14 protein-coding genes are annotated in these 20306 nt (G+C 70.3%); all 14 read right to left on the bottom strand.

From position 1 onward, the window contains the following. Positions 1-95: 95 nt before the first annotated feature. Positions 96-305 carry a hypothetical protein gene (locus ACIA8E_RS07550; RefSeq protein WP_399295536.1) on the bottom strand — a complete coding sequence of 70 codons (210 nt, stop codon included), beginning with the start codon at positions 303-305 and terminating at the stop codon, positions 96-98. A 305-nt stretch (positions 306-610) separates the two neighbouring features. Beyond that, positions 611-1642 carry a hypothetical protein gene (locus ACIA8E_RS07545; RefSeq protein ID WP_399295534.1) on the bottom strand — a complete coding sequence of 344 codons (1032 nt, stop codon included), beginning with the start codon at positions 1640-1642 and terminating at the stop codon, positions 611-613. Positions 1643-1676: 34 nt separating this feature from the next. Beyond that, positions 1677-2210, bottom strand: a complete 534-nt coding sequence (locus ACIA8E_RS07540; protein ID WP_399295532.1) for a hypothetical protein — start codon at positions 2208-2210, stop codon at positions 1677-1679. Between the two features lie 185 nt (positions 2211-2395). Continuing rightward, the gene (locus ACIA8E_RS07535) at positions 2396-2569 is read right to left on the bottom strand and encodes a hypothetical protein (protein ID WP_399295530.1); all 174 of its coding nucleotides are present in this window, start codon (positions 2567-2569) and stop codon (positions 2396-2398) included. A 263-nt stretch (positions 2570-2832) separates the two neighbouring features. Continuing rightward, on the bottom strand, positions 2833-10794 hold the full coding sequence (locus ACIA8E_RS07530) for a hypothetical protein (RefSeq protein ID WP_399295528.1): 7962 nt from the start codon (positions 10792-10794) through the stop codon (positions 2833-2835). 262 nt (positions 10795-11056) lie between these two features. After that, positions 11057-11512 carry a hypothetical protein gene (locus ACIA8E_RS07525; protein ID WP_399295526.1) on the bottom strand — a complete coding sequence of 152 codons (456 nt, stop codon included), beginning with the start codon at positions 11510-11512 and terminating at the stop codon, positions 11057-11059. After that, positions 11509-11958, bottom strand: a complete 450-nt coding sequence (locus ACIA8E_RS07520; RefSeq protein ID WP_399295524.1) for a hypothetical protein — start codon at positions 11956-11958, stop codon at positions 11509-11511. The genes ACIA8E_RS07525 and ACIA8E_RS07520 overlap by 4 nt, the downstream gene beginning before the upstream one ends. 83 nt (positions 11959-12041) lie before the next feature. Further along, a complete protein-coding gene (locus ACIA8E_RS07515; RefSeq protein WP_399295522.1) occupies positions 12042-12776 on the bottom strand; it encodes a hypothetical protein in 735 nt (244 codons plus the stop codon). Between the two features lie 74 nt (positions 12777-12850). Continuing rightward, complete coding sequence (locus ACIA8E_RS07510) at positions 12851-13582, bottom strand: hypothetical protein (protein WP_399295520.1); 732 nt, start codon at positions 13580-13582, stop codon at positions 12851-12853. 2 nt (positions 13583-13584) lie between these two features. After that, positions 13585-13995 (bottom strand): hypothetical protein, encoded by a 411-nt coding sequence (locus ACIA8E_RS07505; protein WP_399295518.1) that lies wholly within the window; start codon positions 13993-13995, stop codon positions 13585-13587. Further along, positions 13992-14837 (bottom strand): cupin, encoded by an 846-nt coding sequence (locus ACIA8E_RS07500; protein WP_399295516.1) that lies wholly within the window; start codon positions 14835-14837, stop codon positions 13992-13994. Before ACIA8E_RS07500 ends, ACIA8E_RS07505 begins: the two co-directional genes overlap by 4 nt. A gap of 79 nt (positions 14838-14916) precedes the next feature. Beyond that, positions 14917-16554: a major capsid protein gene (locus ACIA8E_RS07495; RefSeq protein WP_399295514.1), complete on the bottom strand. Its 1638-nt coding sequence runs from the start codon at positions 16552-16554 to the stop codon at positions 14917-14919. 136 nt (positions 16555-16690) lie between these two features. Further along, positions 16691-16861 (bottom strand): hypothetical protein, encoded by a 171-nt coding sequence (locus ACIA8E_RS07490; RefSeq protein ID WP_399295512.1) that lies wholly within the window; start codon positions 16859-16861, stop codon positions 16691-16693. Then, on the bottom strand, positions 16861-20250 hold the full coding sequence (locus tag ACIA8E_RS07485) for a phage minor head protein (protein WP_399295510.1): 3390 nt from the start codon (positions 20248-20250) through the stop codon (positions 16861-16863). Before ACIA8E_RS07485 ends, ACIA8E_RS07490 begins: the two co-directional genes overlap by 1 nt. Positions 20251-20306 lie beyond the last annotated feature (56 nt).

The following is a 20306-nucleotide window of genomic DNA, read 5'->3' as shown; positions in this document are numbered from 1 at the left end:
CTACCACCCAGCATAGCCAGGCGATAGCGCCGCTCTCTGTGGCTTCTACGACGGGTCAAGCTCCACGCGGCTCCAGCGTGAGGTCGCCGCGGTGCTCAGCCTGGAACGCCGCGAAGACGCCGCAGTTGCAGCTGAGCCGCACCATGGCCCACCGCACCCCGGCCCCGCTGCGCGCCATCGGCGTCCTGCTGCGGGCCCTGCTCGGCCTGGCCCGCCTGGTGGCCCTGGTCGGTGGCGTCCCGTACCTGCTCCTCAAGGTGGGCCACCTGCCGACCGAACTCGCCGGCGGGTTCGACCTGATGCAACAGGACGACGGTTCCCTGTTCCTGGTCGTCCTCAGCTGCATCGGCTGGGCGGCCTGGGCCGCGTTCACGTTCTCCGTCCTGGTCGAGATCGTGGCCGTGCTCCGCCGACGGTCCGCCCCTGTATCAAGGGCCTTGGCGGTCTGCAGTCCTTCGCCGGCTTCCTCGTCGGCGCGGAAGCTGCCCGGAACAACGGCATCCTCGCTCGTCTTCGGGCTCGGGCTGAAGGGCAACGACATTCACGGTGGTCTGACCCGGCGCGTTCAAACGGCGCCCCCAGGCCGGCTCCAGGCTGGCCCGGGAGGTTGTTACGCGGCGGCCGTTCCTCTGTCGTGCCGGCGGCGGATGCGATTGGTGACGATCAGAACGGCGGTGCCCACCAGGAGGATTCCCGCGACCAGCGTCTTGAGCGAGCCGCCGCCGGACGCTTCGGCGTCCACCGCGGCTGCCGGGGCCATGCCGTGGGTGTGCGGGAATCTGATCTTCGCGTGGAACTTCTTGACGAGCAGCCCGCTTCTCAGTTCAAGGGTGGCGCGCCAGGGGCCGTCGGCCACTTCGTCGGTTACGGAAATCATCACCGGCTCGGACTGATGGGGTGCGAGGCTCGTACCAAGCTGTACCTGGTAGGGCCCTGCGCTCAGGCTTCCCGACACCGAGGCGAGCTTCAGGGTGCCGGACAAGTCCAGAGCGCGGCCCCCGGTGTTGATGATCTGGGCGCGCACGATCGCACGCCCGTCCCGGCCACGTGCAGCCGTCATGGTGCGCGCGCTGAAGTTCGGGGCCGGGGGGTTGTGGCCGCCGACCGAGAGATACATCCGGATCCCGGTGCGGCTCACCAGGGCGATACCACCACCTCGATCGCCCCTGACCTGCGCCCAGATCACGGCATAGCGCTCGCCGGGCGCCGCGTCCCTGGGCACCCTGATTGTCACCGTGTCGCGCAGGGTGCCGTGGGCGGGCACATCGAGCGTCCTGCGTCGCAGCTTTGTCCAGGACGAGAGTTCATTCCGCTTCCTGCCGGCTGCCCCCACGAACGCGCCGTGGGTGATCCTGGCGGCGGCCGGATACACCTCGACGTGCAGGGTGGAATCAGTGGTGTTCAGTACTTCGATGCGGCGGTGCACGGTCGTGCCCGGTCTCAGGTTGTCGACGATGTAGTGCCGTGCTCGTGGATCGTCGGCCAGGTCGGCCGGGATGTCGACGAGACGTACGCCGACGCTTCCCTGGCCGGAGTCCGACGAACGTGGCGGCGCCGCTGCATTGGTCGCAGGTGAGGCAGCACCGGTGGCCGCGATGAGTGCCGCGGCCACCAGAGCCAAAACGGGAACGAAACTGCGCAAGGTGGAGATCCCCCCAGTGATTTCGGTGTGCTGGTCAGGCCACGGAGTGGGTGATCGTCGAGCTGTAGGTGCCGGCCAGAGCGTCCGCCGGGACCGTGACGGAGATGGTCGGGTTCCACACGGCGGTGTTGATCCCCGACACGCTGGTGGCGGTCTGGACAGGACCCGGCGGGTACAGGGGGTCCAGGTTGCTTGCGGTGACGATGGCGTTGCCGGTGACCGTGGCGGACGGCGTGCTGTAGCTACTGGAACCAGGGGCGGAGACCGAAATGTTCTGCGGCCCGGTGAAGTCGGTTCCGTTCGCGGTGACGACCCAGCCGGTCGTACCACCCCGGTTGTCCGCCACGGTGACGTTCCCCAGCTGCGCGCTGACCGTCTGGGGGCTGCTGCTGGCGGCCACGGTGCCCAGGCTCACCGGCCCCGTCGGCACAGTGATGTCGATAGTGCCTGTGGTAATCGAGAGCGTCACCGGCGTGGTCCCACTCTGATCAGCCGAGGCCGGCAGGGGGCAGGCCAGAGCCGCCACCAGGCCGACAACGAGCGAAGCGGCCGCGATACTTCTGCGCATCTTGATCCTCAAATCGGGGGTCACAGCTGCAGGTGTAAGTCACCTCCCGCCTGCTATCGGCAGAAGACCGCATTCAAGATCGCCTTTTTGACCGTTTTCACCAGATCGGCGCTATTTCTTCTTTGGAATGGTTTTCCTATATTTCCGAGGCACTCGGCGGATCGCGGCGATCGCGCGTTAGGCCTCTACGGCATCGCGTGGACCGTCACCCCGGATGCCGGTGTTGGCGCCGCGAGGAGACTGACAGCGAGCAGCGTGACCGGCAGAGCGGCGTCGACGTGGGCGGTGGACGACCCGGTCGCGTTCGCGGCGAGACGGACCGACCGGAACCCCGCCCCGGCCTCGACCGTGAGCGTCACGATCGGTGGCGTAGAGAATGCGGGTGTCCACGTGAAGACGACGTCCCCGCCGCTGTTGGTGACGCTTTTCGCGCGGGCGATCCGGGGGCCCGCGGGAGCGGGGTTGCCGGGCGGCCCGTGTGGCCCCTGAACACCCGGAAGCCCCTGGGGGCCTTAGGTGCCCGCCGGGCCCTCAGGCCCCGGGGCGCCAGCCGGTCTCGCCAGTCCCTGAGGACCAGCGGGACCGACCGGCCCCTGAGTACCGATACTGCCGTCGGTACCGCTCACAGGGTCACCGCGGTGGTGAACGCGATCGTCACCGTGCCCGTTCCTGCGGTGATCGTCAGAGGTCCGGTCAGGGCCGCATCCGTGTCCCTGGCCACAGACCAGGTGACGCTTTCACCGTCGTGCAGGGTGCTGTCCCCGTCCATGGTGGTGACTGTGCCGCTGCCGGCGTGGCTGACAGCGGTAACCGACTGGAGCAGCGTCACCCCGGCCGCTGACCACGAGCCGCCTGGGGCGAGTTCGACCCTGCGGGCCTGGACTCCCATAGCCGGGGGCGCTCCCTCGACCGGGCAGTCCACCGGGGAGACCGGCGTGTAGGGCGCGAAGTCCTCGTCGTATGTGCCGATCGTGGTCAGGGTGCCGTCTTCGGCGACCGCGATCAGCTCGACGTATTCGACGACCCCGCCTGGCGTCTGGTCACACCTGCATTGCTCCACGACCTTGATCGGCCCGTCAGGCGCCCCGGGGCACACTCCGACCGTTCCGGCCACCGTGTACGGCGTGACGCCGTCCAGGGCCGTGTCAGCGGCCGTGACCGTGCCGTCTGCGGTGACCGTGAGGAGCCGCAGGAACGGCACCGGGTCGGCGTCCGGGTCGGCGGGCAGGTCGCACAAGACCACAGCCTCGGTGTCCGGTCCGGGTGCGGTCGTAGTAGCTCCGTCGCCTCCGGCCGCGCACGTCGCGACCTCACCCGCGACCGTGTACGGCGTGACGCCGTCGAGCGCGAGGTCGTGAGTCGACGTCGCCGACCCGTCGCAACCGAAAGTGATCGCCCGCAGGAACGCCGTCGAACCAACGGCCAGTGCCCCGGAACGCACATCAGTAGGGATGACGATCAGGTCCCGGTCGGCGCCGTTGCCCGTGCTTACGTCCGAGATCCGCAGCGTCACCGCGCCCGATGCCGGAGCGGTGAACGACAGCGGGGTCTCGTCCACGTATCCCGTGGCGGCGCCTGTCCCGTTACTGATGTTGCGCTGCTGGGAGGCGAGGACGGTCGTGCCGTCAAGGATCTCCACGAGGTAGATCGCGTCCGACGCGGCCGGGTTCGGCACGCCGCTTCCCGCCCAACTGGTCAAGAACCGGAACGCGTACCCGGTGTCGCCGGTGAGGCCGGTGACGGGGAGGGTGGCGACGCCGTTCGGGGCGGCGTTGCCGCCCGAGTAGTACAGGCCGGCCCCGACCACCTTGACGTTGCCGGTCCGGGCGAACGCGCTCATCGGAGTGGGGAAGGGCGGCTCGGGCGAGTACACCAGGTCGCACAGCTCGACGAGTTCGGTGTCCCCGCAGGGATCGCCCGGAGACTCGTCGCTGGTGTCGGCGCTGCACACGCCGACCGTGCCCGCCACGGTGTACGGCGTCGCCCCGTCAAGGCCCGTGTCGAATACGGCCGGGGTGACGCTGTCCTGCGTGTACGTCAGGCGCCGCAGGAACGCCGTGGTGGTGCCGTCGTCGGCGACGTCGCACAGGGCCAGAGTCTCGCCCGTCGGGCAGCACGCCGCCGGAGTGTCGGCCGGGATGCACTGGCCGACCTCGCCGGTCACCGTGTACGGCGTCCCGTCGAGGGTCGTATCCGACGTGGAGACGACCTCCCCCGTCTCGCAGTCCGTGACCACCGTCCGGAGGATCTGCGTCGCCGTGGTGGCCTCGCAGCCCTCCAGCTCGACCACCGCGGAAAACTCCTCCGCGGTCCAGCCCTTGGCGCCGAGGTGGTAGGTCTCGAACCCCATGAGCACGTACAGCTCACCGGACGCCAGGTCAGCGAGCGTGACCGGCACGGACACCGTCCGCACGAACGTCTGCCCCACCGCCGCGCTGAGCGGGAACGGAGCGTCCGCGAGGATCACCCCGCTCTTCTTGAGTTGCAGCGTGCCGTCCCACACCTGCCCAGCGGCTGGGCCATCGTTCGTGACCTTCACCGACACCGTCAGCGTGCCCGTCGCCGCGTCGCACCCGCCCGGGACATCCGCAGTCAGCACACCGGCCACCGCGGTCGTCTGCGCGGTCGGGCCGGCCGTCGCCGGGATCGTCAGCGTCCCGCCCGACCACAGCGCCGTGTACGGACCCGTCAGGTCGGGGCCACCCCACCCGGCCGGAGCGCCGGCCGCTGCGCCGGTCGAGTCCGTAAGGTCCGCGTCCACCTCGGTCGTGGTCGACGCGGGGATGTCGCACACCAGCATCGTGGTCGAGTCCCGGCACGGCGCCTCCTCGCTGGCGTCGCACACCTTCACGAGCAGCGCCCGGCTGCCGTCCTCGCAGTCCACGACGTCGCCGGTCGGAGCGGTCACCGAGCTGCCGTCGCCGGACGAGGCGCACGAGCCGACCTCGCCCTGCACGACATACGGTGTGGCGCCGTCCAGGCCGAAATCCTGGGTCGAGGTGAGGCCGCCGTCGCAGTCGAAGGTGAAGCGCCGCAGGAACGGTGTGGAGGTGACCGTCAGCACCGCCGTCCGCACCTCGATCGGCATCAGGAACAGGTCACGGTCGTTGATCGCACCGCCTGTCGTCTGGTCCGTGAACCTGATGGTGACCGCGCCAGTAGCGGGGGCGATGAACGCCAGCGGCGGCAGGTCCTCGGACAGCACACCGCCCGGAAACACGTTCGACCCGTTGGAGGTGTTCCGGGTCCTCGTGGCGAGCACCGTGGTGCCGTCGAGGACTTCCAGCAGATAGATCGCGTTGTTGTTGGCCGGGTCGGGGGCTCCCGCACCGATCCACGCGGATGCGAACCGGAACTCATACATCACGGCCGGGAGCAGCCCGCCAACGGTCAGCTCAGCTACGCCGTTGGCCACCTGGTTGGCCTGGGCGAACCACAGGGTCGTGCCGCCGTTGGCTGCTACCACGTTCCCGGTCAGCGTGAAGTCGCCCGCCGGGGTCGGAATTGGGGCCTGCGGGTCGTAGGTCAGGTCGCAAAGCTGTACGCCCTCAGTGTCCCCGCACGGCTTCGCCGGGCACGCGCCTAGCACCGCGGCCGGATCCAGCGTCACCAAGGCGCCGCTGGTCGGGTCCTTGTAGCGGGTCTCGATCAAGTCGCCGGACTGGTCGTCGTACACGAACTCGGCGATGACTTGCCCGGTCGACTGCCCGTCCGCGTCGAGAATGCACAGGAGCTGCGTCTCCAGGTCCACGCGCGCCTCGGGCGCCGGGGGCGGGCAGCACGTCTGTACCTGCTCGCACTGGCCGACCGTGCCGGTGACCGTGTACGGCTGCCCGTCGAGCGTCGTGTCCACCGTGGACACAACGGCGCCCGTCTCGCAGTCCGTGACCTGCTTGCGGAAGAACTGGTTCGTCTGCGTCATCGTGACGTCGAGACGGCCCTGCACGGTGTTCGGGCCCCCGGTGTCGCGGACCTCGATCTCGATCACGTTCGGCCCGGCCGTCACCGGCACCTGCGAGCTGCCGCCCACGGCCGGCTGGTTCCACTGCCCGTACAGGCCGACGTCCTGCCCGTTGATCCGGACCCGGGCGCCACCGTCACCACGGAACCCGGTCGCCTCCACGACCGCCATCCCGTCCTCGGGCGCCGTGAACTGCTTGGTCAGCACCCACCGCACGGGCGCCGCGTCGTAGTCCGTCCACAGCACCGTGGCCGTCCCGGAAGACAGGTCGTCCCGAGCGCCCATGTAGGCCGGGTACCCGGCCGGGTGCGCGGCGTCGTACGGCATGGCCGCCTGGGGCGGCGCGTCCGCGTTGAACCCGGTAAAGCTGGTCACCTGCCAGCCGTCCGCCCCTGGGACGTTCAGCGGGTCGAACACCGTGATCGTGGACTGCGACGCGACGTCACACAGCAGCGACGTCGACACGTCCCGGCACGGCTCTGCGCCCGGGGACTCGTCCCCGGCGCCGTCGCTCTGGTCGCACACGACGACCGTGCCCACGGTCGTGTACGCGGTGACGCCGTCCAGTTCGGTATCAGCGACCGTGACGGTGCCGTCCTCGGCGATCGTCAGGAACCGCAGGAACGCAACGCTCGTGCCGTCCGTGTCGACGTCACACAGCGCCAGAACCTCGGTGTCCACCGACACACCGGAACCGCCCGGGCACGGCACGCGCGCCGCCCCGTCCGGCAGCGCGTCCTGCCGCTGTCCGGCATCGTCCACGTAATAGGCAGTGCCGTCGGAGCAGGCGATGTGCGTCCACTGGATGTAGGCGGTCGCGTCCACGTCGTACGTGACGACGAGATGCATGATCACGCCTGCCCCGCCGCTACCGAACACGCTCTCGTTGACGTGGAGCAGGACCTCGTTCACGCCCGCCTGCGCGCCCGGTACGGCGGTCGCCGGGAACGTGTAGGGCGGATCGACGTGAGACTTGTTCACCGGCTGCCACGCGCCCGCGTTCAGCCGCCACTCCACCGCGAGCTGGTCCGCGTTGAGGACGGTCGCCGCGATGCGGATGGTCGCCGGGTCAGCGAACGACGGAAGCGCAAACGACGCCCTCGCGTACCAGTCCGGGACGGCAGCCGAGATGGTGGGCCCCTCGCCCGGTTCGCCGGTGTTCGCGACCCCGGCGTCCGGGTGCGGCGCCACCCAGTGCGCTGTCCCTACGCTGGTGCCGGGATCGGCAGTGTTCCACCCGGGGAAGATGCCGACCTCGTACATCGGGAACCACGGCCCGGTGAGGCTCTGCCCCCACGTCCAATCCGCATCGGTGCCGGTGGTGACCCCGGTCGGATTGGAGATGAACTCGATCTGCCCCGACGGGCGCAGGCATACCGGCGTCACGTCACAGCTGACGGGCTGGCACTGGCCGACCGTTCCAATCACCGTGTACGGGGTGACCCCGTCGAGACCGGTGTCCGAGACTCCCGAGAGGGCGCCGGAACAGTCGTACGTGAGCCCCCGCAGGAACTCGGTGACGGTGCCGTCAGCAGCGGTGTCGCACAGGGCGAGCAGCTCGGTGTCGCCGCAGGGCTGTTCGCTACCGCCCCCGGTGGGCTGGCACTGGCCGACCTCACCCGTCGGCTCGTATGCCTGGCCGTCCAGCGCGGTGTACGAGATGCCGATGACCTGGCCGGTCTCACAGTCGGCCACCACGTTCGCGAGGATCTGGTGCGCGCACGTGTCCTGGTCGTACACGGTGCTGGCCGTGAACTGGGACAGGTTCCAGCCGGTGGTGCGCGGGTCAGGGGTGCAGGAGCCGGAGTCGTAGGCGTCAAGCGCCATCACCACGGCGACGTTCCCGGCCGCGACGTCCGCCGCGGGGACGGTAGCGGTGGCGGTGAGCGTCGCAGACCAGCCCACCGGGGCGTTGTTCGGGACGACCTCCAGGGCGACCTGCTGGGTGCCGTTGAACAGGCGCAGGTGCCCGGCGGCCCCGCACGCGTCGTCCGGGCCGGTCTGGGCGACCAGGACCGACACGGTGACCGTGGCGGTCCCATCGTCACAGGCCGGGCGCGCTGCGGTCAGCTTGGCGGCGAGAGTATTGACCGTGCCGAGCGTCCCAGGCTGCGGCGCCGTCCCCGGCGGCAGGTCCAGCGTTCCGCCAGCCCACAAGGCCTGAGCCCCGGTCACGGGCGCAGCCACCGGGTCCGAGTAGTACGGCGTGGGGTCCGTGTCCGTCACCGTCAGCGCGGGCTCCCCGTCCTGCGGGAGGTCACACAGCAGCAGCGTGGACGCGTTCCGGCACGGCTCATCCCCAGTGCCGCACCCGCAGCAGCCGTCCGGGACGAGAGTCATGCCCTGGAAGCGAACGGAGGTGCAGGCGAGGCCGCCGCCGGTGTTGCCGTACCGGTACGCGATCTGCGCGGGCGGGCTGTCGAAGTAGACGTAGGCCGTGCTGTTGCTCTGGTTCGCCGTGATCGTCGACCCGTTCCAGGTGACGTCTCCTTCGACGCGGGACGGGAGCGGGCTGAGGCCGGTGACGCCCTCGAAGGTGTCGAAGTCGAGCAAGTCCAGGCGGAACGTGCTCATCTCCTGGGCGGCAGCGTCCAGGGTGAGCGTGTAGACCGTCGGGTTGTTGAAGACGGGGTTCGCCGGGTCGTACGCGCCGCACCCGCCGGGCGAGGCGCTGCTCGCGTGCAGTTTGACCTGGGCGACCTCACCGGTCTCCGGGTTGGTGACGGTGTAGACAAAGTCCTGCCGCGCCACCCCGGCGGGGTCCTCGGCGATGCCGGTCTGCGGCCACAGGAGTTCAGAGAGGGCGGGGACGCCGCCACTTCCGCAGTCGACGACCTTGACCGGGGTGTACGCCGTGGTGCCGTCCATCTCCGTGTCGCGGGTCTCGGCCAGGGCGCCGTCGCAGGAGTGGATCAGGTGCCGCAGGAACGGGACCGCGCACCGCTTGCCGTCGTCTCCCGGCTCGACGGCCGGGTTCAGGTCGCACAGGCGCAGGATCTGCACCGTGGACGCGCAGGGTTCGGCCTCCGGCGGGTGGCAGAGCCCTACGGTGCCGGTCGGGGTGTAGGGGCTGGTCCCGTCCAGGGTGGTGTCGGTGACGTCGAGGACTTCGCCCTGGCAGTCCCGGCACGTGGTGCGCAGGAACTGCCCGCCCAGGGACACGTCAACAGCGCCGAAGGCCCAGTTCCCGAACACCTGGCATTCCGGGACGAGGGCCCGCACGCCCAGGTACTGAAGAGCGAACGACGTCACTCCGGTGAGGCGGAAGCGGGCGGAAGTCTCGCGGCTGGGGGTCCGGATCTGGGGACAGCCCGTGACCGTGGCATCGGCAGACAGAACGCCGGTGGCCCGGTCGAAGGTGTAGCCGGGCGGCAGGCTGAGCGGCTGCGCCCCGGCCGGGAGTTGGACCGTGTTGCCGCCCGCTGCCGCGCCGGCCAGGTGCGACATCGCGACGCTGAATTCGGCCGTGACGGGCTGGTTGAACGTCCACGTAGTGACGGGCACGGTCGTGTTCGGGAACAGGCCCAGCCCCCACCATGCGGCGCCGTCGCTCTGCCTGGACGGGGCGAACGGTGCGGGGCCCGTCGCGGTCCAGCCGACGCCGTTGGACAGCGTCCCGGACGCGGCGGTCCCGGCGATCGTGGACGGGGACGTCGGGTCGACGTCGCACAGAAGCAGCGTCTCGCAGTTCGAGCACGCTCCCGTCTGCGGGCACACCCCCAGGTGCGTGCCGCCCGGCAGCGCGACGGGGGCGCCGGTGACGTGGTCCACGTACCGCACGCCGGTCCGGTCGCCGGTGGTCTGGTCGTACACGACCTCGGCGAGCACGTTCTGCAGGACATTGCCGGACGCGTCGTCGATGACGCACAGCGGGACCGGCGCCACCTCGAACCCGGCCGCGAGCTCGCCCGGCGACTCGTCTCCACCGATGCAGTCGACCGGCGCGACCGGCGTGTACGGCTGGTCGAAGTCCCCGTCCACCCAGGCGCCGAGCAGGGCGGGCGCGTCTCCGCCGCATGGGTCGATCGCCCACAGCTCCGTGTACCGGACGTCGCCGATACCGTCGCCGTCACTGTCGTCACAGCCGCAGCGCTCCACGATCTGCGGAGCGCATGTCTGGGTGGGCTCGCCCGGCGACTCATCGCCGCCCGCGTCCTGGCAGTCGACGGGGTTCGCCGGGATGTACGGCTGGTCGAAGTCCCCGTCGATGTAGGTGCCAATGAGGAACGCCGGGCTCCCACCGGTCGTGTCGACGGACCACAGCTCAACGTACCGGATGTCGCCGATCCCGTCGCCGTCGCTGTCGTCGCAGCCGCACCGCTCGACTACCTGACGGACCGCCGGCGCCTCACCCGGAGACTCGTCGTCGTCTCCGCCCGAGGGGCAGACGGTCAGCTGCCCTTGCAGCGTGTAGGTGGTTCCGGTGGCGGCGTCGACCAGGCGCACCGAATCGATCGATCCGTCGTCGGCGTAGTGGTACTCCACGAGTACCAGGCCGTGCACGGTGCCGTCGTCGGCGACGTCGCAGAACACGCCGCTGACAGTGATGCTGCGGGAGTCGCCGCAGGCAGCCGTGCCGGCCGGGGGCACGCCCGTGGTGTAGGAACCGGTGGTCAGGTTCAACCACCCGGTCTGGGCCACGTTCCCGGAGCAGTCCCGCTCCATTACGACGGCCAGGGGCGTGCCGTCAGGCAGGCACAGCCCCGTGGATGCGATCGGCGTGGTCAGTGACGGGCAGTCCGAGCCGCCGCCACACCCGCACGCGGAAAAGTTGCCTCCGACGGCCATAGTCAAACCCTCACATTTTCAGAATGGTTGCTGGTCAAGCCGCTCATGCGATCCGCTCCCATGTGCGGCACCGTGTAGCCGCCGGAGGTGCCTGCCATCAGCCCGCCACCCTCACGAACCCCAGGCGGGGCGCGGCCACGTGTGCCTGGCGGGAGTCGTTGAAGCCGACGTGCTGCCGCATGCCCTCCACGCGGACCGTGGTCGGCGCGATGACGGTCAGGAAGGTGCTGAAGGCCGCAGCGTTCTGGAGCGCCATCACCGTGCCGCCGCCGGGGTCGTTGATGTTCACGTACTGGAGGCGGTGAGCGGCGCCCACCGGCACGCCGTCGGTGACGTTGAACAGGCGGGCGTTGACCGCGACGGCCCACGGCGTGGTCCCGGTCTGCTCCGAGAAGCAGTCCACGGACAGGGTGTACGTGCCCGCCTCCGGCAGGACGACCTGCGCGGTGGTCGCCGCCCACGTGCCCGACGCGACGGCCTGAAGGTCCAGATCCGCCCCCAGTGTCTCGCCGTGGGGCTGCGACGCCGTGATGGAGCCCGCGGTGCCGCTCACCCGATCTGCTCCCAGCCCATCCAGGTCTGCCCGGCCGCGCCGGACGTGATCGTCGCTGCTGTCTGGCTACCGGTGGCGTCGCCGCGCATGGCCTCCACCCGGATCACCGTCGGCTCGCTGACCGTCACGAACGCTGTGATGGGCGCTGTGTTGTTCGCGCCCGTGCTGGGCGATACGCCGTTCAGCTGGTTCACGAGGCGCAGCGCCTGCGGGACGGCCGCCGAGGCGGTCGTGTTGAAAAACCGGGCGGTCACGAAACCGCCACCCACGACCGCGGCCCTCACCTCTGCCTCTACGCGGTACTTGCCCGCCCTGGGCAGCGTGACGTTGATGCCGACACCAGTCCAGTCATTGACGGCCGTCGGCATCAGGTCGAAGTCGGCCGCGAGAACGACCCCGTCATGGTCGTGGGAGACAGGACTGTAGCTACCGCTGGTTCCGCTCACGTGTGTCCCTTTCTAGGGGGGATAACGGCCTCCGGGCCCGCCGTGTGGCGGGGCGCCGGGGGCCGCAAGGGGGCAAAGGACGGTCAGACGTAGGTCCACGCCACCAGGGCGGAGGCAACGGGCCCAGTGGTGACCGAGGTGACGGTGAGGGCCTGGTCCTGGTCGCGGGTGACCGACCACGTGAGCGAGGCACCCGCCGGGATGGTGACCGACCCGGAGTCCGTGACGACCACCGTGTTCCCGGTCAGCGTGGTCACGGTCACGGACTGAAGCCCTGAGGCCGGCAGGGCCGCCGCGGTGGAGGGGGCGAGGCTCGCGCCGCCAGAGTGCACGGTGACCGGTGTGGTCGGCGTGGACACGTCGCCGTCGGTGGTGCAGTCGACTGGCGCGACCGGGGTGTAAGGCTGCGTCAGGTCCCCGTCCTGGTAGGTGCCGAGGAGCGCGGGGGCGTCCACGCCGTCCGGGTCGATCGCCCAGATTTCCGTGTACTGGACGTCGCCGACGCCGTCGCCGTCCGTGTCATCGCAGCCGCAGCGCTCGATGATCTGCTTTCCGGAGGGAACCGCGCCGGGCGACTCCTCCTCTGCCGCGCCGCCGCACGTGGTGACCGTGCCCGTGGACGCGTAGGCGGTGGTGCCGTCGAGGGCCGTGTCCGTCGCCGTGACCGTGCCGTCCGAAGCGACCGAGTAGCGGCGCAGGAAGGGCGTCACTGTGCCGTCCGTGGCCTGGTCGCACAGCACGACCACTTCGTTGTCTGCGGGCATCGTCACGTTGACCGTGGACGCGCCACCGCCGCCGCAGCAGCTCTTACCAGCCATGGGGGTGTCTCCCTTGTCAGATCAGGTCAAACCGGGTCGGGAATGGGGGAAGATGCGGGGCGGCCAGGCGGCGATCACGACTCGTCTCCCTGTCCGCAAGGGCTGATCCACTGGACGTAGACGGTCGCGCCGTCAGCGACGTCGACCGTGACCGGACCGCACAGCTCACCGGGTTCGCACCGGGTGCCGGTGGCCGCCCAGTTGAAGGACGTCCCGCACTCGTTGACGACGGTTGCGTTGCCCGAGCAGTCGGTGATGGTGACCGGCCCGCACGTCACCGACACGGCCAGCGACTCCGTTCCGGCCGGGACCGTCCATGTGTCCGGGCCGGCGATTCCAAGGAGCTGCGGGCACATCGGGACCGGCTCGCACTCGGTGCACTCGCCGACCTCGCCCGTCGGGGTGTAGGTGGTCGTCCCGTCGGTGGCGGTGTCCGTGGTGCCGGTGACCGTGCCGTCGCAGTCGTGGACCAGGTGCCGAAGGAACCGGACCTGCGTCCCGTCGGGCTGGACGTCGCACAGCTCGACCACGGCGACGCTGCCGCACCCGCCGGCCTGGGTGCACGGCCCCGATCCGGCGGGGGCCGGGCCCGCGGTGAACGCACCGGTCGTGGGGTCGATCCACCCGACGACTTCGGGGTCTCCGGGCGGGGTGGTGCCGCACACGCAGGGCGAGCGCACCAGGAGCAGGACCGGACTGCCGTCGGCCTGGCACAGCGAGGTCGAGGTGATAGCCGGGGAGCAGCAGGATTCGCCCGGTGACGGGTTGCCGCCGCCCGGCGCACACGGCAGGTACTGAACCGGCATGGCTACTCCCCCTGCGTGCCGTGGACCTGGCGGCGGTGGGTGTCCCGGCCGCGGGCCTTGGTGAACTCACGCCCGCAGACGTCGCACGTGAACGGACCGCTTTCGTCCGGTACTTCCGCACCTGAGTCACTTGGGTCGCTTTCGTCCTCGTCGGTCGGGGCGTCCTCCAGCGGCGTGAACTCCGGCAGCGGCTCCGCACCTGGCCCCTGCGCGTCCTCGTCCGGGGCGACGTACCGGTGGCCGTCGACGATGGAGCCGACGAGGACGCTCTCCGGGGCTTCGACGAACAGGGCGGCAGGGACGGCGAACACGTTGGTGCCGACGGTGCGGACCTTCGGCACCTGGGCGACCGCCCACTGCGCGAACGCCCGCCGCTGCTCCCGGGTCGGCTGGATAAGGATCATGTCGCTCATGGGCACACCGACACCTGAATTGCGCAGACGGTGCACGTCGTAGCGACGACGTACGTCCGCTCGACGAGGACCCTGCGGTCGTTATTGCGGATGTTGACCGACGCACCGGGCTGGTCGGGCACGGTCTCGGTAGGGCCACGGCGGACGACGACCGGGCCGGTGACGTAGAGCCAGGCGGTGCCCGGTTCGGCGGGCAGGTTGCCCGGGCCGGTGTTCATGGCGCTGTATCCGGCGCCGATGATCACGCAGTTACCGGCCAGGGTCCGCAAGCTGCCGGTGGCCGGGTCCGGCTGGACGAGGTTGCAGCAGCCGAGGAGAGCGGCGGCGCCGGCCGGGACGTGGAGAACACCGACCCCGCCGTACTGCTCGGCCAGGCACCCTTCCAGGGCTGCGACACCCTGGGCGATGGATACCGGGCCTTCCGCCGGGGTGAGGTCGGTCGCGGTCATCGCGAGCTTCGCGGACCAGAACCCGGCCTCGACAGCCTGCTGTTCACCGAGTTCGAGCGAGGCCTCGGCGTGCTCGCGAGCCTCCGTGTACGTCCAGCCCATCGTGGAGCACTCAGAGCCCGCGTACACCGTGATGGGCTCGGCGTGCTCCACGGACGGCCTGCAGAACTCTTTCTGCACCGGCGCGCCCGGGCTCTCGTCGCCGAGACTCTCGTCGTTCAGGCACGGGTCCCGCCACACCTGCACCGGGCAGCAGCCGAGGGCCATCCACTCGACACCCAGCAGCTCGTGGACGTCATCGACGTCGCGGACGTCGGTGCAGGCGTTGAGGATGCCGTGCGGTAGCGGGGTGCCTGGAATGGCCTCGACGTACTTCCGCAGCCCTGCGGCCATCGCTCGCCTCCGTTCTCAATCGGGGTGTGCCGGGCCCGTGTTCAGGTCACGGGCCCGGCACAGTGGGGGGCGGGAGGGGTCAGGCTGCGGGGCAGGTCATGAGCGTCTGCGCACCGGTCTCACCCGTGGGGCAGACCGGGACGGTGACGGCGCGGGTGTCGACCGACCTGTCGACGAGGGCGACGCACTCCTCAGCGAACAGCGCGGTGTAGTCGTTCGTGCTGAACTTCGTCGAGTCGTGAATTACGCCGAGGTTGACCTCTTCGCCACGGCCGATCTGGAGCTGGCCGGCCGGGTAGATGAGGAACGTGATCTCGTCCGGCCAGGCCGTCGCCGGCGTCGCAGCACCGATGTCGGTCGGGACGGCCGGGGACAGGCCGCGCGCCCACTGGATGCGCACCCCGAGCGGGGTGAACAGGGCCTGCACCTGGGCCTCGGTCACCTCGTCGATGGAGACTCCGTTACGGCGGGCCAGGTCGGCGAGGAACAGGTTCCGCGACCACCACGGGAACACGACCTCAAGCGAGATCGAGTCACAGAAGCTGTGGCGCTCGATCATGTCGGCGGCCTGGAGGGCGACGGCCGCGAACACCGGGGAGAGCGCGCCAAACGTCGCGGGCAGGGTGACCGGGGTGGCCGATGCAAGGGCCTGGGCGAACAGGACCTGCCGGAGGCGGATCTCGTGGGCGACCATCGAGTTGCGGAGGTACCAGGAGACGAGCTCGGGGAAGTGCCGCTGGGTCAGGATGCCCGCCTCGAGGCAGACGCCGACCGCGTCACAGCGGACCTCGACCGGGTCGGGGCAGGGGATCCGGAAGCACGGCTTCGTGGCACCGGAGATGTCGTCGGCCTCGGTGTGGACCCACGTCATCGCCGCGACGTCCAGGGACGGCGTCTTGTAGTAGCGCAGCCCGCCGCGCGCGAGCTGGATCTCGGGGGCGTCCCACAGCATGTCCGGGCAGGACACGGACGTGAGCTCGTAGACCGTCTCGGAGGGGGCGCACCAGCCGCCGGAGGCAACGAGGTTGCCCTGCGGCAGGCGGCTCTGGTCCGACGCCCGCAGCGCAACGTTCGTGCCCTCGGGTGCGCTGGAGGAGTCCGTGACGATGAGCTCCTCGGGGTACGGGTGCCGGTAGCTGATCACCTGGCCGACACCGCCACCGGCCGTCTTGAGGGCGTTGGCGCGGCTGATGATGCCCGCGGTGATCTCGCTGAAGCCGAGCGGGCTGCCGGGGGTGTAGCCGGGGACATCGACCGCCGCGGTGATCGACGTGGTCGGCGCGGGCGGCTCGGGCAGCACGCGCGGCTGGTTCCGCCGCACGTTCGACAGGTTCAGGGCCGGGCGGACGACCAGGGACGCGGTGGCGGTCGCCGGCTGCACCGGCGCCTCGACCACAGGCTCGGGCTCCGGGTCGGCAGCCGCGGTGGTCTCTGCCGGGGTCTCCTCGACCGGCTCGGCAGTCGGGTCGTCACCACGCACCTGCGCGGCGAGCTGCTCGATCTCGGTGGCGGCCTGCTGCGCGGCCTGGAGCCGGTTGGCCTGCTCCTGACGGATGTCCTGGACACCGGTGGCGAGGGCGCGCATCCGCGTCATGCCCTGGTCGTCGATGGTGTTCTCTGCGGAGAGGGCGGCGAATGCGGCGCGAGCCTCGTCGAGGGTCGCGGCCAGCTCATCGTCGTTGAGGGAACGGATGTCCTCGGGAAGCTCAAAGGCCATGGGACGGATCTCCAGTGATTGCGAAGATCGCCCGGCCCAAAACCAGCAACGTGCCGCCTAGCATAGCCAGGCGGCACGTGTGACGCTGCGAACAGTGCTCCAGCAGGTGACGACAGGTCTGCCCCTGCGGTTGCGCCTACTTGGTGGCCTGTGCCCCCGCCTTCGGCTTCGTCCGGACCTCACTGTTCGGGTACCGCTTGCTCACCGCGTCGGCGGTCGGCTTCGAGGACGAGGTAAAGACCACCTTCCCGGCCTCGGTCACGACCTCGTGCGTCTCACGGTTCTTGTTCTGGCAGGAGCAAGCCATCAGTTGGCTCCCTTCGGGTTGGCGCTTGCGGTGATCTCTTCAGGGGTGAGGGCGATGGAGGCGGCGAGCTGGTCGATCTCCGCGCGGCGTTGGATTTCCCGCTGGCTCATGGCGTCGAGGAGGACGTCGATGAACCGCCCTTCGGTGAGGGCGGCGACCAGGTGCTCGATGTCGGTGGTCGGCTGTCCGGGCGCACTGTCCGGGAGCTGTCCGGGCGCGGTGTCCGGATGCTGTCCGGGCAGGTCAGAGGCAGCGACTGTCGAGGGTTCGGCCGGGTTGTCCGGGAGTTGTCCGGACACCGTGACCGGGGCGGTCAGGGCTTCCGCCGCTGATGCCGCGAGGGCGAGGTTAGACCGCTCTGCGATCGTCGATGCCAGGAGCGGCGAGGAGTGCCCGGGCACCGGTACGGACAGCACGGCACGCAGCTGCCAACGCCCGTCGCCGCCCTGCTTCATGTGGTAGCTGGGCTGGCAGGCCTGGAAGACCTGCCGGTCCCACTCGGACAGCCACGGGGCGGCTGCACCGGAGAACCAGAGACCACGCTCGTTCATGCCGACCGTGACGATCCCGGCGACAGTCCTGGTGTCGTCGAACTGGCAGCTGGACGTCTCGCACTCGGCGCCGTCGCGGTGGTGTCCGGCGTTCATCGTGAACGCCCCGGCGCGCACGGTGGATTCGTCGTCGAGGCGGAAGTGCGCCCGCAGGAAGTGCGACAGGTCGAGCTGGCCGAGGGACTCGATCGTGAGGTTCCTGCCGGGGTATCCGGCGTGCGGCTCTCCGGCCTGGGCGACCCACCCGTAGACGCGGCCACCGGAGTAGTGCACGCCGCCGGAGCCGGGCGGCAGCTCCTCCTCCGTAGGTTCCTGGAACCAGGCGGCCGGCATCGGGTCGGTGTCACGCATCGCGGTCCACGCCGAGGCCACCAGCTCGTCGCTGTCGTCGTCCTCGGTGCCAGCGGACGCGACCGCTTCCCCCTCGGGAAGAGTCGACGATCCGACGTACAGGCCGGGAGCGAGGCGCATCAGGCGTCCGGCCTTCGTGGCGCGGACGAGGTGGCCGCGCGCTGTCGACATGCTGATCTCCACGGCTGTGGCGACCTCGCGGGCACCGACCGCGACCGGCGAGGAGGACACGTACGTCACAACCCGCTGGTGGGTGTCGCTCGTTGCAGCGGCGACCGGGGAGGCGGCAGCCACGGCAAGGGGCCCCTGGCTCTCTTCGACCGGGTCGAGGACGATGCGCGCCCGGTCGTAAGCGGGCATCGCAACAAGAGTGGCGCCACGGAGACGGGCGCGGGTGATGCGGACCAGGAAGTCACCGCTGCTCTCGGAGTGAACGACGAGACCGGCGTCGTCGTCCGCGTCACCAGCCGCCGCGGTGAGCACACTGGTGCCGGCGAACGCTGCACGGAGCCCTTCACCTGTGACCTGCCCGCCGGGGCCGGTGATGAGCTGCACGTCGAACCGGTTCCGGGAAGGGATGCCACCCGAGGCGGTCCACTCAGCGCCGGTGGACGCGGACAGCACGAACGCCCCGTCGTCCATGGGCAGCAGGCTCACGGACGACAGGGTCGCGGAGGCGAACAGCCACCCGGCGTCTTCCTCGGTGAGCGTCCTATCAACGAACTCCATATCGACGTCGTCGAGGTCCACGCTGATCCCGAGCGGCGCCTCCTCTTCCAGGAGGGTGATGGCGTCCTGCCCGGCGTACCGGGTGGAGTACAGGACCCCGCTGGAGGTGATGCGGTCGCCGTTGCGGCCGATCTCCTGGATCGCACCGGCGAGCTCGGCGCCCTGGTGGCCCATCAGCATCTCGTCGGCGTACTGGAGCGGCCACGGGCCCGGGCCACTCCAGTACAGGGCACCGGCGGAGAAGATCCGGCCGTCGCCGGTCTGCTGGTTCTCGAACGCGATCGCACAGTCGTCGGGTGTGGACCAGGGGCGGGCCGGCAGCCCGGCCGCGGTTGTCTCGGGCATGGGTTCCTCCTGGGTGCCGAGAGGGATGTCGGTGTGCTCGCCTGCGAAGGCGACGCGGATGCGGTCGAACGTGAGGGGGCCGAGGCGTTCCACGAGCACGTCCAGCGGCCACGACTCCTCGCTGTAGACGGCGCAAACATGGGGCTGCCAAGGCGAGTGCTGGGCCGGTAGGTCGGGCCGCTCGTGGGTGTCTTCCACGGCGTACGTGACGGCGTGGTGCACGGCGTCCAGCGTCGGGGCGTCGAGTTCCCGGTCGCGGTCGTCGCCGATGGCCCACACCCACGACGGGCTGTCGCTGTCGGGGTTCCAGTGGTTCGCGCCGAACGCGCGGGCCGTGAGCGGGCCGTCGATGCCTTCGGCGGCGGCGCGGACGTTGCTGATCAGCTCGTCGCGCTGGTCGTCGGTCCAGTCGTCGCCGTTGTCGCCGAGGAAGAACAGCGTCAGGTGCAGTTCCTCAGCACTCTCGCCGCCCTCGATGGCGAGGCGGGCCGCCTCCCCCTGGGCAGGGAGGAGCGCGATCATCGCGCCTTTGAGGTGGCTCCCGTCAGCGGCAGCGGTCACAGGCTGTGCAACTTCCACACGATCCTCCCTTCGGTCTGAAAGTTCCGCCGTCGGGCCAACCTGAGATTCCATGGCAGCGGCCTGGAGTTCGGGGGCCACACCAAGTCGGCAACGGCAGTTGATGACCAGGCTGGCCGGGGCGGTCGGGTCGCCGGGGGTCTGCATCTCGATTCCGGCGACGGTGAACGGCTCGGCCAGCAGGCGGAGCTGGCCGTCGACCTGGTCGTGGCTGCTGCGAACCCGCGCATCGTGACGGCTGATCCACTGCTTCACCACGGGCCGGTCTGGGCCGGTCGCAGCCTGGGCGGCGGCGAGGGTGGCCATGTTCCAGGCGCGTGCGGACTCGGTGCGGGCGATGCGCTCCTCCCGCACCTCCCCGAGCTCCGCACCTTCCCGGGTGAAGGCCTCCCGGAGTCGGGCACGAAGCTGGTCGATGTCCTCGCCCGCGTCGACGCCGGCCGCGAGCTCGGCGCGGGCAGCTTCGGCGAGCCGGTCACCAACTGCGCGGAGCAGGTGCTCCGTCGTGGTGACGTACTGGCCGATGCCCTCGGGCAGGGTGTCGTCGTCGTACCGGCCGGGCAGGTCGTCCCAGCCGTCGGGGAGCTCGGCGTCGACGTCCTCGGCCGCAGCCAGCGCGGCGGTCTCGGCAGTCCCCAGGAGGCGTCGCACCAAGCCCCTGGTGCGGTTGCCCCACATGCGGGCGATCCGGCCGACGGAGAACCGGGCGGCTACGAGCTCGGTCGCGTCCTGGACGGCGTCGGCGAACTCGTCGGCGGTCTCGGTGAGCGCCAGGGCGACCGCTTCGGCGAAGTCCGCCTCAGCCTGGTCGAGCTGGCGGTTACGGTCAGCCACGGTCGATCCGCCTTACCGGGAGGGGTGAGTCTGGGTCCTCGCAGATCTCGCACCAC

Origin of the sequence: Streptomyces sp. NPDC051664 (genome assembly GCF_044453545.1) — a bacterium.
In the GTDB taxonomy this organism is placed as follows: domain Bacteria; phylum Actinomycetota; class Actinomycetes; order Streptomycetales; family Streptomycetaceae; genus Streptomyces.
Note: the sequence above shows the minus strand (reverse complement) of the source record. Positions and strands in the feature narration are given on the sequence as shown.

Coding starts and splice junctions, on each gene's coding strand:
- ACIA8E_RS07515 (WP_399295522.1), bottom strand. CDS start 12,776: ATGGCTGGTAAGAGCTGCTGCGGCGGCGGTGGCGCGTCCACGGTCAAC.
- ACIA8E_RS07540 (WP_399295532.1), bottom strand. CDS start 2,210: ATGCGCAGAAGTATCGCGGCCGCTTCGCTCGTTGTCGGCCTGGTGGCG.
- ACIA8E_RS07490 (WP_399295512.1), bottom strand. CDS start 16,861: ATGGCTTGCTCCTGCCAGAACAAGAACCGTGAGACGCACGAGGTCGTG.
- ACIA8E_RS07505 (WP_399295518.1), bottom strand. CDS start 13,995: ATGAGCGACATGATCCTTATCCAGCCGACCCGGGAGCAGCGGCGGGCG.
- ACIA8E_RS07510 (WP_399295520.1), bottom strand. CDS start 13,582: ATGCCGGTTCAGTACCTGCCGTGTGCGCCGGGCGGCGGCAACCCGTCA.
- ACIA8E_RS07495 (WP_399295514.1), bottom strand. CDS start 16,554: ATGGCCTTTGAGCTTCCCGAGGACATCCGTTCCCTCAACGACGATGAG.
- ACIA8E_RS07500 (WP_399295516.1), bottom strand. CDS start 14,837: ATGGCCGCAGGGCTGCGGAAGTACGTCGAGGCCATTCCAGGCACCCCG.